Genomic DNA, 24,718 nt, shown 5'->3' with positions numbered 1-24,718 from the left:
AACCTGCGAAAGTTTAAACACTTTCTTTTGTTACTAGCGGAGATCGGGTTTGGTTCAGGTTAGTCCAGATTTAACAAGGTGGTGTAGATCTCAGAACTTGTTTAAAGCGCTAACTGCAAAAAGTTAGCTGGAAAGAAAAAGGGTTCTACTTGGTTTTAATTTAGAAAACAACAAGCAGAACCTTTTGAAGTGCTTTTTACGTCAACAGGCTTTTAGTGATGCCCACCACAACAGCCACCTTCATGCTCAGCCCAGTTTTTGAGTTTGGTGGTTTTACCTATGCCCGGGTTGAAGCTGTTGGTGGGGTCAAGTTCGCGATAGAAGTTCTTAAGAGCGTCTTTGGCGAAGTACTCATGACCCACATTATGCTCTGCAGGATACTCAGCACTTCTAGCATCAAAGGTTTCAAGGATTTTTCCTTTTAGCACTTTCGCGTCGGCGCCTTTCTTCAATACATAGTTTTGATGCATTACGTGGCAAAACAAATGACCGTAATAGAGTTTGGTATCTATCTGGTCGTCTATTTCTTTAGGCAACACTTCAAACCAATCAGGGTCGTTACGGCGAAGTGCAACATCGATGGTCATCATAGCGCCCACTTCTTTACTGTGCATCACGTGGTAGCGACCTATTGCGCCACCGGCAACAAAACGATGTAAAATCGCTTTATCTGCTTCTTCCTCAGTACACTCAAAGTAGCTGCCTTCATTAGTTTTGAAGAACTCATCTAGGTAGGCTTTGGCTTCATCTACCCCGTCGTTGCTCATTTCCAAAATCCAGTGATGCTGATATTTATCCCTAAACGCTTCCATGCGCTTGGGTAAGTGATTAGGAAAAATATAGCTCATGTACTGCATAACGCGGTCTGACATTTTATTAGGTAAAAAACCTAACTTGTCGGTAAATGCATCGAATTTGCGCTTAAACGCAAACAGCTTTGGAATGAACTTCGCCCCAAGCTTACTGATAACGATAAACATATCTTTGCCGTATTTCTTCGACACGTCATAGCAATCGCGGTGAAGGTACTCACCCGAGTCAGGCAAGTTCTCGAAGGTTGAAAGAATGTCGCGACGCACTTTTGTAAATACAGCAGCGTCGTTTGAGCCTACATAAAATACTTGTTTCTTCTTGGGAATTGGGAAGGTGTCTAGCCTTACTGCAAATACAGCAAGTTTACCTGCGCAGCCTGAAGCTTCATGAAGTCGCCTGCCGTCATTGTTGAAACGCGATGGCGTGTTAGAGTCAACGTCTCGTACGCGCTCATCATATTCGTTATCTGAGGCGCGAGCGTCGGGGTGCTGTACATCAGTTTCTTTATAACGCTTGTTTTCAAGGTTATTTAAAATCTCTTCTGGTGCGCTACCCAGGTTAATGCCAAGGTTGTTTACTAAAGATAACTTGCCGCTGGCATCAATTTGCGCAAAAAGTGCAAGCTCGGTATAGGCAGGGCCTCGCTTGACTAAAGCGCCACCTGAATTGTTGCAAATACCACCCACGATAGAAGCACCAATGCACGAAGAGCCAATAACCGAATGTGGTTCACGACCGTAAGGTGCAAGCGTCTCTTCCAACCCAAACAAAGTGCTACCCGCTAAGCCAATAATTTGCTTTCCATTGTCCACCAGCTGAATCTCATCAATTCGCATGGTGCTTATGATAACAAGAGGCCTATCGTAATCTTTACCGTCTGGCGTAGAACCACCTGTCAATCCTGTATTTGCCGCCTGCATAATTACCGCAACATCGGCTTCAACACAAAGCTTCAACACGCGCCAAATTTCCACTAATGTTCCCGGCCTTACTACCGCGAGCGCCTCACCTGCGCCAAAGCGAAACCCTTTGGTATAAGGCTGCTTCTTCGCTTTATCAGTTAACAAATAGGCTTGCCCTACTACATCGCGCATAGATGCAATCAAAGACTGAGTGTCAACATTTACGGTCATGGTTCTCTCTGTGTGTTGAAGTTTTGGAAGGATTAGCTTGGTGATGAACTATACACTAACGTCATTTTTAACAAAGGGGGCAAACGTTTTTTATAGAGATAATTTACTTATATTTAATTCACCGAGTACTTAAAAAACAGCTATTTTTAAGCAAAATTAATATAAGTTTTTCACTGTTACATTTTGTTACGCTTTGGCGCTACAAGTAAGACCACAGGAGTATTGTAAAGCCATTGTATAGTTCGTAAGGTTGATGTACACGAAAAGGAGCTTTCATGTCACATCAAGCGTTCGTTTTAACAAGAAGTAATTTTTCGGAAAATACTAAAAAGGATGGGGCTTACGAACGATTCCTTAGTATTTTGCCTTCGTGTGGATTTAACGTTACGACTGGCGCTATCCACCCGCCTAGAAGCGTGCTCAACAACACTTATACCTTCTTCATTGATGCACAGTATTGTGACCCTGCTGCTATGTTCAGCTTGCCGGTTGTTAACGATTACCCTGAATTGAACAAGGTGATTTTCAACGTGCCAGAAAGTAACATCGACTTTCATTACGCGGCACTTCAACACGGTATCAATGGGGTGTTTCATATCGAAGATAGTTTAGAGTTGTTAGTTAGAGGTGTTCAGCAGGTCCAGGCAGGAAACAAATGGTTTAGTCGCGAAATTATGAGCCGTTATATTGATGCCAATCTAGTACCAAAAACTAAGCCCGTTGCTGCGCTTCAATCGTCAACTACTGTCTTAACCAAACGAGAATTGGCCATTACACGAAAAATTGCCGATGGCGCACAGAACCAAGAAATTGCAGATTGCTTGCATATCAGTGTGAATACGGTGAAAACACACGTATACAGCATATTCAGGAAAACAGAATGCAGAAATAGGGTTGAACTCATCAAATGGTTCGACCATCAGTTTAGCCAGCCCCAGCAGGTAAGCTACTAAACTGACGAGCAATGTAAGTTAAAACACTGTATGGCGCTTACGCTTTGGCGCGCCATACTCCTTTCTCCATTCCTTGTAATACTAATTCACTCACCGCTTTCTCTATGCTTTGCTTAACGCATTCAAACATGGGTTCGTTGGTGGTGTACCCGGTTTCAGCTTCAAGCAAACGCTTTAGCGAAACGTATCTGAATAATCCCGCTCTAATCTCTTGGCTAAGCACCTTTTTAGATGTAGAAACTGATACCAATACTTGACCCGTTCTTACGTCAACCGCGCGCATATATATAGAAATTTGATCTTCTCTAAACAGCTCGCTCGCGCCGATACCAAAGTACTCAACGCCAGCCCCGCCAGTACGAATATTGGTGTCGTAGCTAATTATGCCACCTTCTATAATAATTCTAGCAGTCGTGAGTGGCGGTAAATCGCCCCCGCCTTTTTCGTCGGCCCGGATAATTTTTCTTTCAGTGAGAATATTTTGTAGCCCTTCGCGCTCAACAGGCAAAAACCACGATGTTTCGCTTAGGGTTTGTACAAGGATAGACGTAGCTCCCTGTGTCACTGCGGTTGAAAAAGAGCTTGCTCCTGTACTCGGCTTATATTGCCCAGTTTGATCTCTAAACGCATAAACGGAAACCGGAATTTGCCCCATGGGTGCCGGTAGGCTTTTGACTTCAGAAAGGGTGGCGCTATCTTTGATAATATCCGCAGCCGTAGTATCAGGCGGGATTGTATTTGTGATGGACTGGCAACCAGTTAGTGCCAGAGCCAATAATAAATAAACGGTACTTCTCATGTGTTTCCCTACCCAAACCGTGGAATTTCTACAATGGTGACTTCACCAGTCAATAAGTTAGTAATGTTGACGACTATGCTGTCAGGATTACTTGTTATAAGCTCAACCTGGAAGTCACCGCTAACAAAAATACTATCTTGGTTGAAAATACTGTCTATCGGATTGCCATCTTCGTCGTATTCTTGCTCGCCAAAAGCGATATCTGTAATTTCACGAACGATGCGATTTATATAGGCCCGCTCTAGTGACTCTTGAAGACGCTCATCATAGGAGCGCTCGCTTAGAGAAGCACTATGCGCATTTTGTGAATTTGCTTTACTTAATAAAAATGAACCGTTGAGTGGGTTGCCACCAAAAGACGGGTTTATTGGCTCATAAACTAATTCAGTTGCCTGCGTTATTGCTGGCGCTACTGCCGTCGCCACTGCAAGCGCTGCAATTACAATTTTTTTCTTCATTACCATTCGTCCCCTGCTAAATCTGGGCTTCTACTGTCTATACTCGCATTTGCTACTGCGTCTAATACCAACATGATTGCTTGCTGCACTTTCTCATCTATCGGAACTTGCCTACGCCCCATATAAGTTTGGTAAACCACTTTGTTGTCGTAGATTACTGATAGCAAGGTACCTGCTTGAGGCACTATGATTTCTTTGACTACCAGGTTTTTACCTGAGCTGTCGGGAACCTCCCGCCAATATTGACTAATTCGAGAAGCAAATTCGTGCCCTTGGCGGCTTATACTGTTATCGAGCAGTAACCCGCCTAAGCGAATTTCTTCCGCGTGAATCGGAGAAAAGAGCACACCTAAAACTAGTGTGAGAAAGGAGAATCGATACAGATACTTCATTTTATTGAACTGAGCCGGGCACTCGCCCGGCTATTCATGTTGTACTTTTGTACATTTACATCTGAACAACGGTAGCTACGTTGTAGTCACCAACCTGCGTAACACTTACCGTGCCGCCATTGCCAGTGATGCTACCTGTAACTAAGTTGTCGTTACCCATTTGCGTAACTTCAAAGGTATTCATATCGCCTGAAATAACGAACTGTCCGCCCGTTTCATCTGTTACCCAGTTACCCACGCCTTCTTGCATGACGCTAACAACATTTTCGTCACCGTTAACCAGCAAATCGAGTAAGTTGAGCTCACCTGATTGCGAAACCATAATTTCGTTGTAGCTTGAAGTAACATTGCTAGCTAACTCAACTGATGCCGTATTTTCAATGCCCTCTTGCGACATTTCGATGATATTGCCATCTGCATAATAAGTTGCATCACCAATTCCGGCTTGCGCTAACGCCAAGTTAGCATCGCCATCTTGTTCAATTTCAACGGTGTTCAAAATACCATCAAAGTTTACAGTGCTGATTTCGTTGCCATCACCTACCTGGGTTAAATCGAACTCGTTTAACAAGCCAATCACGCCAGCGTAAGCCGTATTTCCTTCGCCCACTTGGTTAATTTCGAACGTATTAGATGCTCCGCCGATAGTTTCAACGGTAGCAAGGTTTACATCACCGATTTGGTCAACATTGACTTCGTTACCCGAACCTTCAAACACGCCAGTGGCAATTTCATTGCCGTCGCCGTCTTGTTCGAACTCAAGCACGTTACCGTCGCCAATCATGGTCCAACCGATAACGTTCTGATCGCCATCTTGATCAATTTCAACTTCATTATCAGACCCGATTACAGTTAAATCTGAAATGTTGTAGTAACCATCTTGAATAACGTCAATTACGTTAGCATCGCCGCTAAGTTCACGAACATAGGATTCGTGCCAATCGCCACTTTGGTCAACAAAGACCGTATTGTCGTTACCAGAAATCGCGTTATTAGCCCAATTGCCACCATCGCCCTGATAAACTGACAAGGTATTTCCACTGCCCGAAATGCTATTTATTGAACGGCTGAAAATAAAACCAAACGGGCCGCCGTCACCTAACTGAACCAGTGAGACCATGTTGTCGTCGCCTTCAACTACAAAATCTGCGGTACTGTTTAAACTGTCTTGCTCAGATTCCAAGAAGTTGCCATTTCCAGTAACGCTCGCGTAGAAGGTGTTGCCTGATTGCATTTGCGAAGCAAGAACTTCGTTTGCGTCACCCGTTACCTCAACAAATATGGCGTTTAGGTCGCCCTCTTGGCTTAAAACTGATTCATTACCTACTTCGTTTCCCTCTGGTGCCGTTTGGGTTAGCGTAATTTCATTGCCTTCTGCCGCAGCTACAAAATCTGCTGTGGCGTTAAAGTCGACAGTTTTAGTTGCAGGAACTTCTTGAGCTGACGCCCATCCTGACGCTGCTACTAAAAGCAATGCACTCGCTATTTTTGTTTTTTTCATTTTCACGTTTGTCTCCCTATGGCAATCACATCATTCTTGATACTGTGTGATGTTAATTACCATTTCGTTCCCTATCTGATAAACAGTGAAAGACTGCTCACCTAATTGATTGACATTGGCAACATTGTCGAACCCGTCTTGAATAATTTCGAAATAGTTGTTGTTGTTTTGCTGCAGCAAATTCACAACGTTGCCTTCACCAAGTTGAGTGATGATAGCTTCGTTATTACTGCCGTTTTGAACAACGTTCGATAGGTTGGCGCCGTTGCCGCTTTGGATAATGTTAGTTATGTTATTCAGCCCAAACTGATTGACAGCAATGAAGACCGTTTCATCGTCTATCGTAATAGCTTGAGCATTCAGACTCATTGAAAGAGAAGATTCCACCATGTCGGAGCTTGTTGATAAATCAGACTGTTGGGCATAGACAGAAGAGTTGACGGTTAGAAGACCACACACCGCTGAAGCTAAAAGCGAAGAGGCTTTTAATGCTCTTACGTTTTTAGCGCATTGGTATTTTTTAACCTTTAGTTTCTTGTCCATGAGAACGACTGCTTCCTTGATTAACAACAAAGGTGACCCTTCTATAAAACGCCTTAAAAGCGAGAGAATCCATCACCATTAAGTTGTATTTATTACATTCGAAATAACATCAGCATGCGCTTCATTAGCGTTCTTGCGGTTAAAGCTAATACCTTAGTGCTAGTTTTGTTTAAAAATCACACCAAAAAAAATTATTGGTAAGACCTCTTGATGGAAATAGGAGATAGCGTCTCGTTCTGGGTACGCTGTCTAATAATTAAGTACCACATCACTCATTATTTATAGTAATGGCCTAGTGGTTAAGTTGTATTTTTGTACTATTTTTTTCATTAAGGGTGGCAGGTTTTAAAATTTGCGTTATAAGTTTTAACCGTTAGTTATATCAGACCGAATGAGAAGGTTTCGTGATTAAAGCATTATTGCTAATTATGGAATCTAACTATGAAAACAACGCCTTTTAAAACAGGCCTTTCAGCACTGTCATTAGCCCTACTTCCGCTAATGGCTTCTAGCCACGCACATGCCGCGAAAGCCGAAATTTTCGATGATAGCGTTATTGTTGTGTACAAAGAAAATGTAAGCAAAGCGGAAAAAATGCGCGCTCGTTCATCAGTGGGCGCAAGAATCAGCGACGCTAACCGTGATGAAGTTGATGATCGCTTCGCCAACCTTCTAAATGGCCGCATTGCCAAACTTCAACTTCGTGGAAAATCGGTTAAAGACGCCATTGAAACGTTAAAGAAAAACCCGGCGGTTAAAATTGCCGAGCCAAACTTTTTATATCGCAAAGCATTAATTCCTAACGACCCGTCTTACGGTGATTTGTGGGGCTTGGATAATACCGGGCAAGCAGGCGGCACTGCAGATGTAGATATCGATGCACCAGAAGCATGGGATATTACAACAGGTGATAGCGATGTAGTGATAGGTGTTATCGATACCGGCGTTGACTACAACCATGAAGACCTTGCAGATAATGCATGGGTAAACCCAGGTGAAATCGCCGGCAACGGTATTGATGATGATGGCAACGGCTACATTGATGACGTTTACGGAATTGATACAGCAAACGGTGATACCGACCCTATGGACGATGATTCTCATGGTACGCACGTAGCTGGGACTATTGGCGCTGTGGGCGGAAACGGTATAGGTGTAGTTGGCGTAAACCACGATGTGTCTATCGCTGCCTGTAAATTCCTCGGTGCAGATGGAACGGGGTCAACCGCTGGCGCTATCGAATGTATTGATTACTTCACCGACCTGAAAGAAAACCGTGGCGTCAACGTAAAAGCTACGAACAACAGCTGGGGCGGTGGCGGCTACAGTGAAGCGCTAGAGACAGCTATTGAAGTGGCAGGCCAAGCTGGAATTTTGTTTGTTGCTGCAGCAGGTAACTCTGGTTCAGACAATGACAACGTCGACAACTATCCGTCTAACTATGTCACTACAACAAACAGTTTATTGGCAGTTGCAAGCCACACTAGAACTGACGGCGATAGCGGCTATTCATACGGTCTGGAAACGGTGGATATTGCAGCGCCAGGTACAGCTATTTTATCTACTATACCGGGCGACGGCTACGCCGCATACTCTGGTACATCAATGGCTACGCCACATGTTGCGGGTGCAGCGGCCCTTGTATGGTCGTTAAACCCAGAACTGACGCCGTCAGAAATGAAAGAGCTGTTAATGACTACCGGTGAAACGAGTCTTTGGGCTGACGGTCGCACAGTTTCAGGCAACCGTCTTAATGTGCTAAATGCATTAGAAGAAGCCGACCCAACACCTGGCTTTAAACTAGGCATCACACCAGGCTCAGCGGAAATTGAGGCGGGTGAAGCTTATACTTTCACTATTGAAGTTGGTTCAATTGCTGGCTACGAAGAAGAAGTGCAGCTTTCTCTTGCCGAAGAAAGTGACATTGCTTATTTAAGTGCTAACACGGCAATGCCTGGCGACACCGTTACGCTAACAGTAGAAACCTCTGAAGATACCCCTTGGGGCGCTTATAGCTTTACTGTTATTGGTGTAAGTGGCGAAATTGAAAAGTCTAAATCCGCCAACCTTTACGTTTACCCGCAAGGGCTAAACGAATTCCCTTACGCATATTCAGGCGATGCTGTACCTACGTTACCGAATGAAGAAGATCCAGATGATGTAGGCGTTGACCTAGTGATAAACGTACCGGATGACTTAACGGTGTTTGGTATGCAAGCCTCGGTAGATATTACGCATACATATAGCGGTGACTTAGTGCTATCACTCACTTCTCCACAAGGAACAACTACCGTTCTGCGCCAAAACCAAGGTGGTGGTACAGATGATATCGTTGAAAGCTACAACACTGATGCCTTTAACGGCGAAGTGGCTACCGGCGATTGGACCTTAAACGTGCTTGATACCTTTAACGGAGATAACGGTACCGTTAACACATGGAGCCTAGTAGTTACCGGTATTGGTGAAGTAGGACCAACACCGCCAAACTCTGCATTTACTTATGACGCTTCAGGTCTATCAGTGAGCTTTACTAACAATAGTAATGACGTTAATGACGACATTGTTAGCTACAGCTGGGACTTCGGTGATGGTGCGACTTCAACAGAAGAGAACCCAACTCATGTGTACGCAAGTACAGGCGCCTATGATGTAACCCTGACGGTTACCGACTCTGAAGGCCAAACTGGCGTTTCAACAGAGACAGTGTCGGTTTCAGACAGTAATATTGTTGCAGAAATTGACCGCGCTATGCTTTCTCGCTTCGGCTCACTACGTGTAGACTTATCTTACAGCGGCTCAATGGCTGATACTGTAATGATTTATCGCAATGGTGAACTACTTGAAGAAGTAAGCAATACTGGTCGTTATCGCGATAGAAGCCGTGGCGTTCAGCCTGGCGAATATACCTATATGGTGTGTGATGAAACGTCTGCTTGTTCAGCGCCGGTGACGGTAAACCTTTAATACCGCGTTTAGTATTGCTATTACACGCAAAGTAGTTCTTAGCATTTAGCATGCTAAACACTAAAGCTTAAGTAACTGCCGGCCATGGATAGGCCGGCTTTTTTCATGCGAAAAATAGAATACACCACCAATATAAGCCATCGGCTTATTCCCTATAAGCCAAATACAACGTACACTTGATGCATTAAGAAATAGATTGATTTTTTCATGCACATACTCCTCATTGATGACCATGAAATTGTAAGGGACGGCATTAAGACTCTCATCGAGCAAGAGTATGGCTGGCACGTTGCTTACGCTGTAAGTTCATTAAGCGCACTCCCCGCCTTCGCATCTTTAGACGATATAGATGTGGCAGTTTTGGATATTTCCTTAGCCCAAGAAAATGGTTTTGACACGCTTATCAAAATTAAGAAAGCGGCCCCCTTTGTAAAGTGCTTGATGCTCAGCATGTATGATCACGTAGGTTATATTAGTAAAGCACTTGAACTTGGCGCTGATGGCTATGTTACAAAAAGTGCCGCTACGAAAGAGTTAATGGACGCGCTGGAGTCGCTAGAAAAAGATGAAAACTACCTCAGCTCAGATATCAGTAAAAAATTAGCGTTTGGCGATAAGCGTCTGACTTCCATTCTTACAGAAAGAGAAAAGGAAGTTTTTTTACTACTAGCTAAAGGTTTCCAACCTAAACAAATTGCCTATCACATAGATACTGCGCCAAAGACAGTCATGGTTCACAGAACTAATATTTACAAAAAGCTGAATGTTACGTCTCAATTTGGCTTACTTCGCATAGCATTAGAAACCGGATACTTAGATGTATCTGACGTCATCTATGACGACACCCTAGTCAAAGCTGATTAATGAATATCACGCGGTATATCAACACTACCTATTTACAGATGGGTTTGATATATACCGGTCTATTTCACAGCGTATGGCTATTTAGCACCCAGTTTGAAATTATATCAGGCACTGTGAGTTGGTATTTACCCGCTGGCGTTCGCTTGGCCGCCTTTTTGTTATTACCGTTAGCAAGCTGGCCCTTATTGCTTTTTTCAGAAAAGTTAATCCACTTCATTTTATTTCATCCAGGGGGCGTTCTTGATAACACCGCCTTTTTAAGCGGAAGTGTTGGCTGGTATTTAGTGCACTTATTCATTTCACCCGCGGTAGTTTGCGGATGTGTTTATGTCTTTAGACGCCGTTTTGCAGCACCTTATTTCGATAATGTCCGCAGTACCCTTGCCACCTTGGCATTCGGCATGCTGATAAGCGTAGCGCTAGGGACAGTGTTTCTAGGCAGACGGGCTATTGAATTACAAACTGACGTAGCGGCTTTTCTTTCTATTTTGTTCGATTTCTCTCTTGGTGACTTTGTAGGAATTATTGTTCTTTGCCCCCTTCTATTTGCGCTATACACTCGCCAGTATATTAATAAAAACGAATCAACACTGTTTATAACCGTAGGAACATGGTTACTTACTTTAGTTTTCAGTAGTTATCTTTACTCTCAAAATATTAATATCAGCTATCAAATTAAATACCTTGCGGTATTTCCAGCCCTTTTCTTATCGTATCGCTATGCTGTGTTCGGTAGTGCGCTATCTTGTTTGTTTATTGGTATTACAACGTTTGTGGTAGCCAGTCAGAGCGCTTTACCTCCCATAGAGCATCAATTTTATATTTTAGCGCTATGCGTAAGTTGCCTCATCCTAGGGTCTTCTATCAACCAGTCGAATAAATTGAATAAAAAACTGGCTCGAAACAACGAAGACCTTGAAATTGCAGTGCAAAATGCACAGGCCCTCGCGGCCAAGCTAGTAGCAGTACAAGAGGATGAAAGAAAGCGTTTATCTCGCGATCTGCACGACGATTTTGGCCACCGCATCGTTGATTTAAAACTCCAGTTATCACTAATTGACACAACCAAAGACCACGAGATATTAGTCGGCAAGATAGATGCTTTGTATCAGGCAATGAAAAAGAGCCTAGGCGGTTTACGCCCCTCTGGCATCGACACTCTTCCCATCGAGAGCGTTATTGAACGCTCCGAGATCATAACTACGCTGAAGCGCGCAAAAATAGATTTTTCATTCAATCTTAGCGGTACGCCTATTAATTTTAAGCCCGAGCAGAAAATACACATCTATCGGATAATTCAGGAGGCGGTAACTAATAGCATTAAGTATGCTGATGCGAGGACACTTTCTATTGATATTTCCTATAAGCCTAAAAATGCTACCTTCACTGTAGCAGATGACGGTGCGGGTATACCCGACACCATTGAAGGTAAGGTTAACGCTAAGCCCACCCTCGGCCTGCTTTCGATGAAAGAGCGTGCTAAGTTGATAGATGGAACCCTCAATATAAGCCGCGATTACCCAATGGGAACCGTGGTACGCCTTTCTATTCCTATAAACAAAATCCAATAATATTTTCTACAAACTCAATTCAAACATAAATTGGACTTACCAATAAACATAATAACACCTGCATTATTGTCATTTTATACGTTCTTGTTGACACTCTAACCACCCTCTTTCGAATTACAATCAAAATCAATAAAATTTAAGCATTTATAGATGAGTGAAGTTTAACACCGCTATACATTTGAAGATAAATTTATAAAACCATGACAAAAAACACACAAAACAGGTAGACCAATTAATTTTATTAACCTAAGATTGGTTATACACAATGTAATACAACACAAAGAGTTATTGTTATGACGAAGAAAGTAGCACTGGTAACTGGAGCAACAGGCGGCATCGGATTTGAAGTTGCTAAAAGACTTGGCCAAGACGGTTTCATTGTTGTTTTAAATGGCATTGAAGACGATAAGGGCGCAGAGCGTGTAAAAGAGCTTAGCGACTTAGGTATTGAAGCAGACTACTATGGCTTTGACGTTACAAGCGATGAAGCCGTTGATAAAAACGTAAAAGCGATTGGCGATAAATACGGCAAGATCGACGCCGTCATTAATAACGCCGGCGGCCTTGGCGGACGCAGCCCAATGGAAGAGATGACAACAGAGTTTTATCGCTTTGTTATGGCACTGAACCTTGATAGTGCGTTCTTCGTTTCTCGTGCAGCTATTCCTTATTTAAAGAAATCTGACAGCGGCTCTATCGTAAATTACACATCTAATGCTGGTTGGAACGCTGGTGGCCCTGGTGCAGGTATCTATGGTGTTTCAAAAGGTGCGGTACATACTTTGACCCGTGCACTTGCTAAAGAACTTGCACCAGCTGGTATTCGTGTAAATGCTGTTTCTCCTGGCACCATTGATACGCCTTTCCATGCGCAAATTAAAGCGAGTAAGCCAGAAGTATTTGCTTCTTGGAAAGATAACATCATGCTTGGTCGCCTAGGACAGCCTGAAGAGGTCGCGTCTGTAGTGTCTTTCTTGGTAAGTGAAGATGCGTCATTTATTACTGCCGAAACCGTTCAAATTGGTGGCGGTCAGGCACTAGGGATTTAATCGTCACGATGTTTCCTGATAAACCACTTACAGAAGACAACCTGAAAACGCTTTCGAATACCCTGGTTAACGCACGCAAGCAAGCCACTGTATTAGAAACTTTTCCAGGTGATGTTCCGACAACTTTGGACGCGGCCTACCGCGTTCAAGACATGTCGCTTGAACAGTGGAACGACGAGATCACCGGCTGGAAAGTAGGCATGGTGATCCCCGAACTTCGCGATCAGATGGGCGCAGAGCGCTTAATGGGCCCAATTTTTAAAAAGGTTACCCATTTCATTGGTCGTTCCCACGCAGACGATGAATTCGTTGAGCTAGAAGTCTACGCAGGCGGTATGGTTGCTGTTGAAGCCGAACTGGTATTTGAACTGGGAGAAGAAATTACGCCCGGTTCAATTGATACCAAGGGACCATTGAAACACCTAATCAAAGCTGTATATGCAGGCGTAGAAATAGCGAGTAGCCCTGTTATTGATTTAAATAGCTATGGCCCCACTGCCATCATCAGTGACTTTGGTGTAAACCAAGGTATGGTAATTGGCGCCCCTATCGCGTCGTGGGATACGGTGATTGAAAACATGCAGACATCTGTGTTCATTGATAAAGATCACATCAATACTGCACCATCAAACAACGTATTACGCGGGCCTATGGCGGCTGTAGCTTATTTAATTGACCAAGCAGCAGCGCGGAATATTACTCTTCCAAAAGGCTGTATGATCTGCTCAGGCGCTATTACTGGCGTACATGACACTGTGGCTGGTGCCACATCTACAGTCACTTTCGAGGGTGTTGGGAATATCAACATGAAGCTGATCCCTGTATCAGCTTGAACCGACCTGCTAAAGCGGTAGTTTACTACGGTCAATTACCGCTTTTCTCTTTACTTTTTATGCTACATTGATGTTGATTTAACTACTATTTTGATCATTGTATGCAAAACACTTTCTTTGAACGTCAAGCCCAGTTGATTAAGCGCAGCTTAACCATAGCTACTTTTATAGCCGCTTTCTCTATCTTAAATGGCTGTGTCAGCACCCAAAATGAAAACCCTTATACTTATTCCCCTTCTTCCTCACCTTATCAAGACGTGGTTAACGCGCAGCAACGAGCTGTGGAGGAAAGCAAGTTGCTTCTGGTTGTCCTGGGAGCACAGTGGTGCCACGACAGTACAGGCTTAGCTGAGCGCTTCGCAACAAAAGAAATGGATCTTATTCTACGCGCCCATTATGAAACTGTATTTGTTGACGTAGGAACGCTTGAAGACAGAAGAAATATTACCGAGCGATTCAACTATCCGATTTACTACGCAACGCCAACTGTGATGGTAGTTGAGCCTAAAACCAGTGCTTTGCTGAACAGAACGACGATGGATATTTGGGGGCGGGCCGATAGCATCCCCTTATCAGAGTACATAACGTACTTTTCCCGTTTTCCTGCTATGACAGATGCGCAGAAAGCCCCATTCATTAATTGGAAAGCTACGGGTGAAGAAGCTGCCTATAACAAAGAACAGGCAATTAGGCTTCAAAGCGCGTATGACAAGCTTGGGCCGCTGCTTACACAAGATTTACAAGGTGATACTCCAGAAGGGCTTAACCAGCTATGGAAAGAAACCAAAGGCTTTCGTACTGAGCTACAACAAACACTCATTAAACGTGCTGAGCTCACGCTAGACGCTGCGAATAGCAACGGAGTAAACACCACGCCAGCGCTGCGCCATTACAACCCGTTTTCATGGGAGCATAACTAAAGCATTAGTTTTTAGTTTCTAAGGAACATCAAAAAAGGGCCTTTTATACAAAAGGCCCTTTATCAATTAACCATAGCTTTATTGATAAAATATAACTATTTACGCTTTTGCGCTGTTGGAAGTCCTATTACTAGTCGAACTGTTGGACGGGCTGTTTCTGCGCTTAGCAGGTCGTCTAGCAGCATTACCTTCGCTTCCTGAGTGTCTTTGACCTGCAGGTTTACCGCCGCCACTGTTACGAGTATTTGGCTTGCCCCCGTGAGAGCTACCATTTCCACTACGGTTGCCCTGTCGTTGTCCCGCTTTCTTATTACCGCCAGTTGACCTGCCTGCACCGTTATCACCTTGAGATACTTTTGGTTTTTTCGGTTTTTTAGGCTTTTTCGGCTTAGAAAGCGTGGTAACAGGTACGGCTTGCTGAGGCTCAAAACCTTCAAGGGTTCTGCGAGGGAGCAGCTTTTGAATGAGTGTTTCAATATCTTTTAGGTTCTGTAACTCTTCGGCAGAAGCAAACGACCAAGCTTGTCCACTCGCACCAGCGCGCCCAGTACGACCGATTCTGTGAACGTAGTCAGCCGCTGTGTTCGGCAAATCCAGGTTAACCACTATCGGCAGTTCGCTGATATCTATACCGCGTGCAGCGATATCAGTAGCCACCAGAACTTTAATCTCACCACTTTTAAAATCAGCAAGGGCTTTAGTTCTTGCCCCCTGACTTTTGTTTCCGTGAATGGCTGCACTTGGAATTTTCGAGCGAGTCAGCTTTTCCGCAATTCGGTTAGCGCCATGCTTGGTACGGCTGAAAACTAATACTTGCTGCCACTTTTGCTGTTTAATCAAACAAATCAGCGCAGTCGTCTTTTTAGACTTATCAATGGTCACCAAGTGCTGCTCGACAGCGTCCACCGTTGTATTGGCAGGGGCGGTAGAAATACTTACAGGATCACGAGTTATCGTTTTCGCCAGCGCTGTAATTTCATCAGAAAATGTGGCTGAGAAAAGTAGGCTCTGACGCTCCTGTGGCAATAGCTTCAACACCTTTTTAATGTCGTGAATAAAGCCCATATCAAGCATTCTATCGGCTTCATCTAATACCAATACCTCAAGCTGTGAAAACTTCACGGCGTTTTGCTGATACAAATCGAGTAATCGTCCAGGGGTCGCAATTAGTACGTCCACGCCCTTACGAAGCTTCATCATTTGAGGGTTTATGCCCACACCACCGAATACCACAGCGGTCTTTAATGGTAAAAACTCACTAAATGCTCGAATGCTTTCTTCCACCTGAGCAGCAAGCTCGCGAGTTGGTGTTAAGATAAGCGCGCGAACATTATTGCCAGATACTGGCTTGCCAGACATCAGTCTTTGTAAAATAGGAAGTCCAAATCCCGCGGTTTTCCCTGTTCCCGTTTGCGCAGCCGCCAGCACATCCTTTCCTTGCAATACTTCTGGTATTGCCTTTTCCTGGATCGGTGATGGCGTACTAAACCCTCGTTTTTCAATAGCTTTTAACAAGGGTTCAGCGAGCCCTAATTGGGTAAATGACATTAACAAACTCCTGTCATAGGTATTTATAAAAAATTGCATACCGCAAAGGTATAAGCGTTAGTGCTTTATTGCTAACCGTGGGGGGTTATAGATTACTGGGAAAACCTAAAGAGACACGCCATTGCCAACTTGGCTTATTGGTGTTTGACATCAAGAAAAGAACGTAGGTGTTTACTCTTACAAATTGCGTGCGGAGTCTACCACTAAACACCTTAGGCCACCAGCGCATTTTTTGTTCAAAAGACATCTAAATAAAGCATAGCTCTACCCCTTCATACAATTTCAATCTAATTACTAATTAAGAAATGACGAAAACCGTCTATACTAGATTTGTGAATAGGTGACGGTCCTTTCCTACATTTTATTCGAAGTCGTTACTGCGATCCCATTCAACTTAAAAGAGCATTTTTTGAAAAGTCTTAGGTCAGAGATATCCTTCAATACACTTGCATCTATCGCTATAGTCAGTGCCCTTATTATCGGCCTGTCTATTTATGTTTATGAAAAGCTTTATATTGAATTTGTCTCAGAAGAGGTCGACGCATTAAGCGTAAACATGGCTGTCGATCTCATTGACTATATAGAAGAGCCATCCGGCAGTTTCAATCAAACGGAAATTCTGCTTCGCTTAGATGAATATGAATATGCTGAAGCAGCTTATATTTTCAGTAATAGCGGTACGCTGTTGAATCATTATGTGGGCCCTGCAGGCTTTAAAGGGAGGCTCACTAAACCGCAAGAACAAACGTCCCCGCAGCTCAGTGGAACCAACATTGATCGTAATATCGCGACGCTACCCATTGGTTTACATCGCACTTCTAGCAAAGTAATAGTGGTGAAAACAATAGGCGAAGACGTTTTCCCGTTGGGAAAACTTGCCCTGGTCTTCAATCTGGAAGAAGCATTAAAAGTAAGTCGGCAAAGATACATTATTTTGGTCACGCCTTCCGTGGTATTTCTCATTATCATCTCGTTATTTATATCATCACGGGCACAGCGCAGAGCAATGCGTCCGCTAAACACCCTAATCAAAACAATGGACAGTGTCGTGGATGACAACGCTTACGATGCCAAGGTTGAGGAAGTAGACAAAGAGGAAATGCTTGCTTTGTCTCGAGCATTCAACAATATGATGGAGAATATAAAAAACCAGTCTGAAGCGAACCGGCAAAAAAACGAAATGCTAGAGAAGCAACAATCTCAGATGGAGCGGCTTGCTAATTTCGACGCCTTAACAGGGCTGCCTAATCGACAATGCTTAATGAAGCTTTTATCAAATGAACTCGCTATAGCGCAGAAGAATGCTCACGAACTGGGTTTGTTGTTTATCGATTTAGACGGTTTTAAGACTATCAACGATTCGTTTGGGCACGACACGGGAGATAAGTTTCTCCTTCATATCAGTTTGTTGATGGACAGTACACTTGAGGATAACTGCACACTGGGGCGTTTAGGCGGTGACGAGTTTATTGTTATTGTACCCGAGCTTACATCCCCTAGTTTTTTAGAAGAAACAGCGCTAAAACTCGTAGAAGCAGTATCTCAACCTCATATCATTAACCGGCTGAGGCTAGACTCAAGTGCTAGCATAGGTCTTGCACTTGCAAGTGACTGTGAATACTCACTAACCAACCTCATAACTAACGCTGACGTTGCCATGTATAAAGCTAAGGACGATGGCAAATCTAGATTTGTATGGTTTACCGATGAAATGCTGGCGCATACGCAGCGCAAAATACTCATATCTACTCGCATTACTGAAGCTCTTGAAAACGATGCGTTTTACCTAACTTATCAGGCTAAAGTAGACTCAGATAAGAACATAACTGGGTTTGAGACTCTGCTTCGCTGGCAAGACGAAGTGTTAGGTCCAGTTTCGCCTGCTGAGTTTATTCCTATTGCAGAGCAGACTGATAAAATATCACAAATAAGCCTATGGGTATTAAAACAACTTCGCTACGAATTTCCCGTACTCATTGAAGCCTTTGGCAGCCACTTAGTTATATCGGTGAACTTGAGCCCCCACGATTTAAATAACCACAATGTCACGCAATTTTTACTGCATGAATTAGATAATGGTAGACTCCCCGCTTCAAACTTAGAAATTGAAGTTACGGAATCTGCATATATAAACAATTTCAATGCGGCGAACCCGTTTTTTGCATCGCTGAAGCAATTAGGCTGTAGACTTGCCCTTGATGATTTCGGTACAGGCTACTCTTCTCTGAGTTATTTAACGCAGTTTGATATAGACACACTAAAAATAGACCGAAGTTTTGTAAACAAAATAGGTGAATCTAAGCAATCAGAAATGATTACCAAGACTATTATTGATATGGCTAAAAGCCTGAACTTTTCGGTGTGTGCAGAGGGTGTTGAAACGCAAGAGCAAGCCAACTTTCTAATACGCCAAGGGTGTAACACGCTTCAAGGTTATCTTTACAGTAAACCAATTCCACTGATGGCATTGGTTAATAGTACTACAAAGCAATCACAAAGCTCTTAAGATTAATGATTGCTTAAAGACTTCGATAAACCACCTTTACGTTTTCAGGTAGTACTGTTCCAGAGGGAACATAACCTATCGCACCTTCAGTATTTGTTACGTGTTCAAGCAAGGCGTTTGAATTATTGAACTCGATTGGCCGTTTTTGACGTCCACTAAAGCGCATCTGTGCCCAATAGGATTGAATTCGTGATTCGGGCAAAGCAATTATCTTGGTATTGAAAATTGCTCGAGCTCTATTGCCAGGGCTCATAGCTACAGGTATTAATGCATCGTCGGAAGATGTTCCACTGCTCATGAAAAGGTTGCGCACTTCCGCTTTTGTTAGTGCGAAATTTTGACCAGGAAGGTTTGCAACGACCCAAATGCCATCTTGGGCAACGGCTATACGAGAACAAAGTAAGAGAAAGAAAATGAGCAAGTATTTCTGCATTAAAATACCCACTCTACTGCCACTTGATACAGGGCCGCATTTCTATCGAAACTACTCTCTTTTATGTCGTAAAACGATGTTTTACCTTCTTTACCATCAAGAATCGACAGCTCAGCTTTAAGTGCAATATTGGTTTTCACATCCCACCTAGCGCCAAGAGTCCAAGTATCAAGATCATCCGTCGGAAAAAAGCTATTGAGCTGCTCGACTGCGAAATAAAGCTGATCGAGTTCAGGCGACACACCTACAGGTATTACATTGTCGATGGTATTGAGTGATTGTCTGGATGAAGCATAAGTTAAGTGTAAAAGAACCTCATCAAAATAGTAGCCATATGAAACATAAAAACTTTCTAAATTCGCAAGTACATCGATATCAGACGAGACCTTCATCCACTCACCGCTTACATACCAACTAAGCGTGTCATAGCTGGCGCCCAGTAAAAAAGAGCCCGCGCGATCGTTAATATCAAACTGTTCAGCTATGGAGTCAAATCCAGCAGCTCTAAGTCCCTGAACAAAAGGCGCAATTTCATCGATAGTTGTTTCAACTTTAGGCGCATTAACAGTGGCTGCTCTTAGCTGCAAGCCACCATAGTTGACTTCAATAACGCCGCCGAATAAGTTTTTCACTTCAACATCTACGTTGATACCGCTTGAAGATAGCGCATCTTCATACTTTCCGTAGTAAGCCTCAAAATCAACTACAACATCGCCAAAAGACCTTCTCAACCTAGCATTACCACCTTCATACTGAGAGAACAAATAACTACTGTAGAGTTGCTGCGGTGCATTAATCCATGGGTAGGCAAACCCAACATCAATAACATCAGAATACTTTAAAAAAGGCGTGCGCAACCGGCCAACATTAATTTGAAAACTTTCACTAGGTGCATAGGTTAAATACAGCCACTCTATACCTGACTCTCTATCGTCGTCGGTATGCAAGAGAAGTTGAGCTGAAGCGGAGAACGATGATGAATAAGTATAGTCAGCCTGCAAAGCTATAAGGGATTTTTCAGAAAAGCTGATGCTGTCGTCATACCCTTCATAGGTAGCTTTTTTTGTATCTAGTTGACCTGCAACCGCCCTTGCAAAACCTGAAAACTCAAGTTCATTAGCACGGCTTTCGGCGACAGACAAAAGTAGGGCGGCTGCAATGGTGAAAGGCAGCACTATCAATTTGATCATAGTCACATTTTCATTCTGATTGTATAAAGCCAGCGCCACAGCGTTGTATGCGCAAACTATTTCACTAATGATAGCTCGGTTAAGCTATAACACCAATTAATACGCTGAAAAATCAAAAAGCTGGCGAATGTGCCAGCTTTTTAAGGAATGAAAATTAGGAAGGTGACGCGTTCGTTACACTTGCGAACATGCCTCTGTGATGAGGTTCCACTGTTTATCTGCTACCCATTGAGGTTTCGCAACCCAAGTACCGCCTGCTGCAAACACATTACCAAGTGACAGATAGTCGTTGAAATTGTCTGGCGACACGCCTCCCGTCGGACAGAACTTTGTATCTTTAAATAGACCACCTACCGCTTTCAGGAAAGACGCACCACCTGACAAAGATGCTGGAAACAGCTTCATTTCTCTGAATCCATGTTCCCGTGCTAACACGATATCTGATACGTTCGATACACCAGGCAGTACAGGTAAACCTGAGTCTACCAGCATAGTCAGCAGGCGCTCTGTTACCGCAGGCGTCACGATAAAGTCCGCTCCAGCATTTATAGCAGCATCTAAAGATGCTTTATCGATTACGGTACCAGCGCTAACAATCATATCTGGCAGCGCTTCTTTAATAGCTGTAATGCATTTCGCTGAATTTTCTGAACGCAATACAACTTCAACTGTGTTAAGGCCCGCAGCTGACATTGCTTTCGCAATGGCCACACCGTCTTCTACATTATCGGCTTGAATGATTGGGAGCAGGGTTTGGCCGCCCATAATGTCTGATATTTTTTTCATGGTTTGTCTCTTGTAATACGAGGGGCGGATGCCCTTATAAGTTCGATATAGTGTTTTATTTGGTATTTGAATACTTCGCTTTAACTTACTTAAGCGATAGATGTCACTAGGTCTGCATAGGCCTTTTTATCTACAATGGCGCCAGGGTGCTGAATCACAAAACCTGCACACTTAGCGGCTTTGTTTACGCAGGCCTCAGGACTCTCGCCCGTAAGGTACGCCCCTAGAAAAACACCGTTAAAGGCATCACCAGCAGAGGTAGTGTCAACAACATTAGTAACGGGGGTTAGCCCTACTTCTGAAACCTCTCCGCTTTCATCCACTAGCGTTACAGCGCTTGCGCCATTTTTAATAACGAGCTGCTTAAATGAGAAAGGCGCTAAAAAGTTTACTATCTCTTCTACCGTTTCAAACCCATACAAGAAGTTAAAGTCTTCTAATCCAGGTAACGCAACATCTGCAATTTCAAACGCTTTTTCATACAATGCAGTGGCATCATCCCTACCCTTCCACAGGGCTGGCCGATGATTCATATCAAAAACAATTTTGGTTCCACTTTCTTTAAGCGTTGCAAGTAAACGCCAAAGCTTTGGTAAGTCTTCAGTATTTAGAATAGCGAGTGAAATGCCCGAAAACAGCACTAAGTCTAACGCTGTCATCGACGCTTTATCGCCATCAGTAATTAAAGACATCAAGCACTTCGCAGCAGAATCATTGCGCCAGTATGTAAAAGAGCGCTCGCCTTCTGCATCGGTATAAATTTTATAAAGCCCAATATGCTTGTCTGGGTGAGTGAATAAGAAGCGTGTATTAATCGACTCGCTTTGCGCAAAGTCGAGCATCTCCTTTGACAATGCGTCCCTGCCTACTGCACTGACAAAATAGCTATCTAATTGAGGGAACGTGCGCTTTAGATAGACGGCAGAATTGAAGGTATCGCCAGCAAACCCTTCTTCTAGTACACCGTTTACTTTTTTAAGCTCGGCCATGCACTCACCAATAAAACCAACTCTCATATCATCCACCCTACGAACTCGTAGTCTTTAATTTTTACTGTAATTACTTTTCGTTGCATAAGTTGCGCGCTAGTTTGAGCATTCTTACTCAGGACAGCCACATTCGTCTTTCGCTTTCAAGAAATCGACAATGTCGATACCTTTTGTACTTTTAAATGTATTGCCGCTATGCGATGTTTGCGGCTCTCCAACGGTATGTTCAATTTTGACTGGCGCACTTGCGCTAAACTCGTTATTTCGAATCTGTGTTTTTTGTACGCCATGAAGAAATATGCTTGCTTTACGCTTGTTTCTTTTACCCAAACCTACATTCGTTAACACGTTTTTAGCTATCGTTACCTTAGGCCCAAAAGTACTTTCGTCGGTGCCACCGCGATAGATAAGTGCTAGTGCCCCCTGAACATCGCTAAATGTATTGTTTTCTAAATTCAACACTTCAACGTTGTAGATACCTAAATCATCTTTTTCTTTATTCAACGCCAGTACGTGACCAGAGATAGCGTCAAATTGGCTATTAGTGATAGATAACAAAGTCGCAAAGCTTCGGGCGCCTGCTGAAAAGAAATGATAGCTATGGTTTATGTTTAGGTCAGTTACTGTCACCTTATCCATTGTGAACCGGTAATTTGTTAACATGCCCCACTTTTTAGTGCGGATGAATGTATTTCCAGCCGCATCTGGTGCATCACTACCTGAAAGCGTTATGTCTTCAATTTCCAGTGAACCATTGTCACTTATTTCAAAAAGTGCAGAGCGCTGAGGACGGATAATGACTTTTGCGTTTTTGCTTGCTTTTACAGAAAGAGTTTTATCTATCTTAACAATTTTTTGCTCGCTATAGACGCCATCATTAAGTATAAGAACATCACCATCATTCGCTTTCGCGACCGCTTCAAAAAGCGAATTTACACCTGGCTCTACAGTAATTTCATCTCCTGAACCAAACGGCGTTTCGTATTCTTTTTTCTGATACCAACTTGGCCCTACCTCTGCTTTTTGAAGTGGCTTAACACTGTCGTCAGCGCCTACTTTCATCTCCTCCAAAGAAATACTGTTCGATGAAGATAGCTGTATATCGCTTCGCTTCGTAAAGCCTTTTTCAATTTGACTTTCTACGCTGTAGTTAGCCACATTGTTGGTAAATGCTATACCGCTAATATCATCAAAAAAGCTAAATGTAGTAGGCACCGTGTTAGCGATAACAAGGTTGTTAGCAAAAACACTATCCACAGGTGGCGCTGAACGTTCTTCATCTGCTCCAGCAGCCAATTGAATGTGTGAAACGTCAATGAAAGTGTTGTGATGTATGTTGGCATTTTTTACTTGGTGGTAGCGATTTTGAGGTGAGTTGGGCACGCCATTCATTACTGTAAACCCACTGCCAAAGCGGTAGCCAGTAAGCCCTTTAAACACGTTATTTGCTACTTCTTGATCGGCATTAATGACGCGTACTCCGCCCGTGTTTGAAACACCATTTCCTAAAAACACGTTATTGGTGATTGTGTTACCATTACCGTGCCTTAGCGTCAGCGTACCGCGAGATTCAATGAAGGTATTGCCGTGAAGAACGTTACCACCTGATTTGACGCTGATAATTTCAACTTCGCCATTACATCGGTCAAACACATTGTTTTCGACTCGGGTAAAAGAGTTTTCAAGTGAATAATGGCTGGTACCAATTCTTAAGGTTTCTCCACCATTTGAACCTAACTCAGGTCGGAAGCCAAAATAGTTATTGTCTATTTTGTGATAGTTTTCTACGCTATCTTTTGAATCTAACCTTACTGCGACCGTTACACCTCGGTTTCGCTTGCCTGCTAAGTACGAACTATCTAGCCTGTTATGCTTTCCATACAGCGCAACCCAATAGTCACTTTCGAATTTGTCTGGCTTTGAGTAGTCTTCAATAACGACTTCGGTGACACGGGTATAATTCGCAAGTTCGTTTTTGCTTGTTCTGTAGCTAATTACTGAACCTGATGGAGAGTAGCCGTCTTTAAATACAAGCCCAGATACAATTAAGTGCCTCCCCGCGATAGATAGGTTTGATTGGCCAGAGAGAATAACACCGCCCTTGCTTTGCGCTCTCAATGTAATTGGCTCTTGTTCACTTCCTTGCGCTTTGAACTTTATTTCAAAATCATGGTAAGTACCATTTTTCAGTACGATATCGTCGCCAGGGGCGACTTTCTTTAACGCGTTGAGGTAGCTTTCCTTAGAGTCAACTAAGTAGTCTTCGGCGTATGCCGTTGTATTAAACGCCAAAAGCGTAATAATTCCGATCGCTGACTTACAGATATTTGCTACTTTCATACTTTCCCCATTTCGCTGGCAAGGTCTTCGGTGATATCTACCGTGATAGTGCCACTGACCTTGCTAAATCGTATAAATCGCACATAAATTGCCAATCTTCTTTTGCAAAAACGCAATTATGCTGTTATTTATT

General features: G+C 43.3%; 20 protein-coding genes. 8 read left to right on the top strand and 12 right to left on the bottom strand.

All coding sequences use genetic code 11. The features are described 5' to 3' along the window. Positions 1–212: 212 nt before the first annotated feature. Positions 213–1,946: a D-lactate dehydrogenase gene (gene dld / locus ACYX4N_RS05225; RefSeq protein WP_476055826.1), complete on the bottom strand. Its 1,734-nt coding sequence runs from the start codon at positions 1,944–1,946 to the stop codon at positions 213–215. Between the two features lie 275 nt (positions 1,947–2,221). On the opposite strand from dld, the gene ACYX4N_RS05220 reads away from it, so the two are divergent. After that, positions 2,222–2,899, top strand: a complete 678-nt coding sequence (locus ACYX4N_RS05220; RefSeq protein ID WP_476055825.1) for a helix-turn-helix transcriptional regulator — start codon at positions 2,222–2,224, stop codon at positions 2,897–2,899. Between the two features lie 37 nt (positions 2,900–2,936). On the opposite strand, the gene ACYX4N_RS05215 is transcribed toward ACYX4N_RS05220, so the two are convergent. From ACYX4N_RS05215 to ACYX4N_RS05195, 5 genes are all read right to left on the bottom strand, one after another. Further along, positions 2,937–3,698, bottom strand: a complete 762-nt coding sequence (locus tag ACYX4N_RS05215; protein ID WP_476055824.1) for a CsgG/HfaB family protein — start codon at positions 3,696–3,698, stop codon at positions 2,937–2,939. A gap of 8 nt (positions 3,699–3,706) precedes the next feature. Further along, positions 3,707–4,156 carry a curli assembly protein CsgF gene (locus ACYX4N_RS05210; protein ID WP_476055823.1) on the bottom strand — a complete coding sequence of 150 codons (450 nt, stop codon included), beginning with the start codon at positions 4,154–4,156 and terminating at the stop codon, positions 3,707–3,709. Further along, positions 4,156–4,503, bottom strand: coding sequence for a CsgE family curli-type amyloid fiber assembly protein (locus tag ACYX4N_RS05205; protein WP_474804935.1), 348 nt, complete (start codon positions 4,501–4,503; stop codon positions 4,156–4,158). The genes ACYX4N_RS05210 and ACYX4N_RS05205 overlap by 1 nt, the downstream gene beginning before the upstream one ends. 100 nt (positions 4,504–4,603) lie before the next feature. Further along, positions 4,604–6,049: a curlin gene (locus tag ACYX4N_RS05200; RefSeq protein ID WP_476055822.1), complete on the bottom strand. Its 1,446-nt coding sequence runs from the start codon at positions 6,047–6,049 to the stop codon at positions 4,604–4,606. Positions 6,050–6,079: 30 nt separating this feature from the next. Further along, positions 6,080–6,592 carry a curlin repeat-containing protein gene (locus ACYX4N_RS05195; RefSeq protein WP_476055821.1) on the bottom strand — a complete coding sequence of 171 codons (513 nt, stop codon included), beginning with the start codon at positions 6,590–6,592 and terminating at the stop codon, positions 6,080–6,082. Between the two features lie 441 nt (positions 6,593–7,033). Between ACYX4N_RS05195 and ACYX4N_RS05190 the strand changes: the two genes are divergently transcribed. From ACYX4N_RS05190 to ACYX4N_RS05165, 6 genes are all read left to right on the top strand, one after another. Next, on the top strand, positions 7,034–9,556 hold the full coding sequence (locus ACYX4N_RS05190; protein ID WP_476055820.1) for a S8 family serine peptidase: 2,523 nt from the start codon (positions 7,034–7,036) through the stop codon (positions 9,554–9,556). Between the two features lie 207 nt (positions 9,557–9,763). Further along, on the top strand, positions 9,764–10,420 hold the full coding sequence (locus tag ACYX4N_RS05185) for a response regulator (RefSeq protein WP_476055819.1): 657 nt from the start codon (positions 9,764–9,766) through the stop codon (positions 10,418–10,420). Continuing rightward, a complete protein-coding gene (locus tag ACYX4N_RS05180) occupies positions 10,420–11,991 on the top strand; it encodes a sensor histidine kinase (RefSeq protein WP_476055818.1) in 1,572 nt (523 codons plus the stop codon). The genes ACYX4N_RS05185 and ACYX4N_RS05180 overlap by 1 nt, the downstream gene beginning before the upstream one ends. Positions 11,992–12,284: 293 nt before the next feature. Then, positions 12,285–13,040, top strand: a complete 756-nt coding sequence (locus tag ACYX4N_RS05175) for an SDR family NAD(P)-dependent oxidoreductase (protein WP_476055817.1) — start codon at positions 12,285–12,287, stop codon at positions 13,038–13,040. An 8-nt stretch (positions 13,041–13,048) separates the two neighbouring features. Further along, positions 13,049–13,873, top strand: a complete 825-nt coding sequence (locus ACYX4N_RS05170) for a 2-keto-4-pentenoate hydratase (protein ID WP_476055816.1) — start codon at positions 13,049–13,051, stop codon at positions 13,871–13,873. Positions 13,874–13,974: 101 nt separating this feature from the next. Beyond that, on the top strand, positions 13,975–14,793 hold the full coding sequence (locus ACYX4N_RS05165) for a thioredoxin family protein (RefSeq protein WP_474854539.1): 819 nt from the start codon (positions 13,975–13,977) through the stop codon (positions 14,791–14,793). Positions 14,794–14,892: 99 nt separating this feature from the next. On the opposite strand, the gene ACYX4N_RS05160 is transcribed toward ACYX4N_RS05165, so the two are convergent. Beyond that, positions 14,893–16,341, bottom strand: a complete 1,449-nt coding sequence (locus ACYX4N_RS05160) for a DEAD/DEAH box helicase (RefSeq protein ID WP_476055815.1) — start codon at positions 16,339–16,341, stop codon at positions 14,893–14,895. A gap of 409 nt (positions 16,342–16,750) precedes the next feature. Here ACYX4N_RS05160 and ACYX4N_RS05155 point away from each other — a divergent pair, with 409 nt between their 5' ends. Next, positions 16,751–18,847 (top strand): EAL domain-containing protein, encoded by a 2,097-nt coding sequence (locus tag ACYX4N_RS05155; protein ID WP_476055814.1) that lies wholly within the window; start codon positions 16,751–16,753, stop codon positions 18,845–18,847. A 13-nt stretch (positions 18,848–18,860) separates the two neighbouring features. Here ACYX4N_RS05155 and ACYX4N_RS05150 read toward each other — a convergent pair whose 3' ends face one another. The 5 genes from ACYX4N_RS05150 to ACYX4N_RS05130 form a co-directional block, all read right to left on the bottom strand. After that, a complete protein-coding gene (locus tag ACYX4N_RS05150) occupies positions 18,861–19,280 on the bottom strand; it encodes a hypothetical protein (RefSeq protein WP_476055813.1) in 420 nt (139 codons plus the stop codon). After that, a complete protein-coding gene (locus ACYX4N_RS05145; protein ID WP_476055812.1) occupies positions 19,280–20,470 on the bottom strand; it encodes a hypothetical protein in 1,191 nt (396 codons plus the stop codon). Before ACYX4N_RS05145 ends, ACYX4N_RS05150 begins: the two co-directional genes overlap by 1 nt. 174 nt (positions 20,471–20,644) lie before the next feature. Further along, positions 20,645–21,256 (bottom strand): bifunctional 4-hydroxy-2-oxoglutarate aldolase/2-dehydro-3-deoxy-phosphogluconate aldolase, encoded by a 612-nt coding sequence (gene eda / locus ACYX4N_RS05140; RefSeq protein WP_476055811.1) that lies wholly within the window; start codon positions 21,254–21,256, stop codon positions 20,645–20,647. An 89-nt stretch (positions 21,257–21,345) separates the two neighbouring features. Beyond that, positions 21,346–22,272 carry a sugar kinase gene (locus ACYX4N_RS05135; protein ID WP_474804905.1) on the bottom strand — a complete coding sequence of 309 codons (927 nt, stop codon included), beginning with the start codon at positions 22,270–22,272 and terminating at the stop codon, positions 21,346–21,348. Positions 22,273–22,356: 84 nt separating this feature from the next. Beyond that, positions 22,357–24,585 (bottom strand): polysaccharide lyase 6 family protein, encoded by a 2,229-nt coding sequence (locus tag ACYX4N_RS05130; RefSeq protein ID WP_476055810.1) that lies wholly within the window; start codon positions 24,583–24,585, stop codon positions 22,357–22,359. Positions 24,586–24,718: the final 133 nt, after the last annotated feature.

The sequence above is a fragment of the Alteromonas sp. ABH4_452 genome (genome assembly GCF_056311825.1).
This window is presented reverse-complemented; position numbering and strand designations above follow the sequence as displayed.

Bases quoted from the DNA above. Each gene is read 5' to 3' on its own strand.
- dld (WP_476055826.1), bottom strand. From the start codon at position 1,946: ATGACCGTAAATGTTGACACTCAGTCTTTGATTGCATCTATGCGCGAT.
- ACYX4N_RS05220 (WP_476055825.1), top strand. From the start codon at position 2,222: ATGTCACATCAAGCGTTCGTTTTAACAAGAAGTAATTTTTCGGAAAAT.
- ACYX4N_RS05215 (WP_476055824.1), bottom strand. From the start codon at position 3,698: ATGAGAAGTACCGTTTATTTATTATTGGCTCTGGCACTAACTGGTTGC.
- ACYX4N_RS05210 (WP_476055823.1), bottom strand. From the start codon at position 4,156: ATGAAGAAAAAAATTGTAATTGCAGCGCTTGCAGTGGCGACGGCAGTA.
- ACYX4N_RS05200 (WP_476055822.1), bottom strand. From the start codon at position 6,049: ATGAAAAAAACAAAAATAGCGAGTGCATTGCTTTTAGTAGCAGCGTCA.
- ACYX4N_RS05195 (WP_476055821.1), bottom strand. From the start codon at position 6,592: ATGGACAAGAAACTAAAGGTTAAAAAATACCAATGCGCTAAAAACGTA.
- ACYX4N_RS05190 (WP_476055820.1), top strand. From the start codon at position 7,034: ATGAAAACAACGCCTTTTAAAACAGGCCTTTCAGCACTGTCATTAGCC.
- ACYX4N_RS05185 (WP_476055819.1), top strand. From the start codon at position 9,764: ATGCACATACTCCTCATTGATGACCATGAAATTGTAAGGGACGGCATT.
- ACYX4N_RS05180 (WP_476055818.1), top strand. From the start codon at position 10,420: ATGAATATCACGCGGTATATCAACACTACCTATTTACAGATGGGTTTG.
- ACYX4N_RS05175 (WP_476055817.1), top strand. From the start codon at position 12,285: ATGACGAAGAAAGTAGCACTGGTAACTGGAGCAACAGGCGGCATCGGA.
- ACYX4N_RS05170 (WP_476055816.1), top strand. From the start codon at position 13,049: ATGTTTCCTGATAAACCACTTACAGAAGACAACCTGAAAACGCTTTCG.
- ACYX4N_RS05165 (WP_474854539.1), top strand. From the start codon at position 13,975: ATGCAAAACACTTTCTTTGAACGTCAAGCCCAGTTGATTAAGCGCAGC.
- ACYX4N_RS05160 (WP_476055815.1), bottom strand. From the start codon at position 16,341: ATGTCATTTACCCAATTAGGGCTCGCTGAACCCTTGTTAAAAGCTATT.
- ACYX4N_RS05150 (WP_476055813.1), bottom strand. From the start codon at position 19,280: ATGCAGAAATACTTGCTCATTTTCTTTCTCTTACTTTGTTCTCGTATA.
- ACYX4N_RS05145 (WP_476055812.1), bottom strand. From the start codon at position 20,470: ATGATCAAATTGATAGTGCTGCCTTTCACCATTGCAGCCGCCCTACTT.
- eda (WP_476055811.1), bottom strand. From the start codon at position 21,256: ATGAAAAAAATATCAGACATTATGGGCGGCCAAACCCTGCTCCCAATC.
- ACYX4N_RS05135 (WP_474804905.1), bottom strand. From the start codon at position 22,272: ATGAGAGTTGGTTTTATTGGTGAGTGCATGGCCGAGCTTAAAAAAGTA.
- ACYX4N_RS05130 (WP_476055810.1), bottom strand. From the start codon at position 24,585: ATGAAAGTAGCAAATATCTGTAAGTCAGCGATCGGAATTATTACGCTT.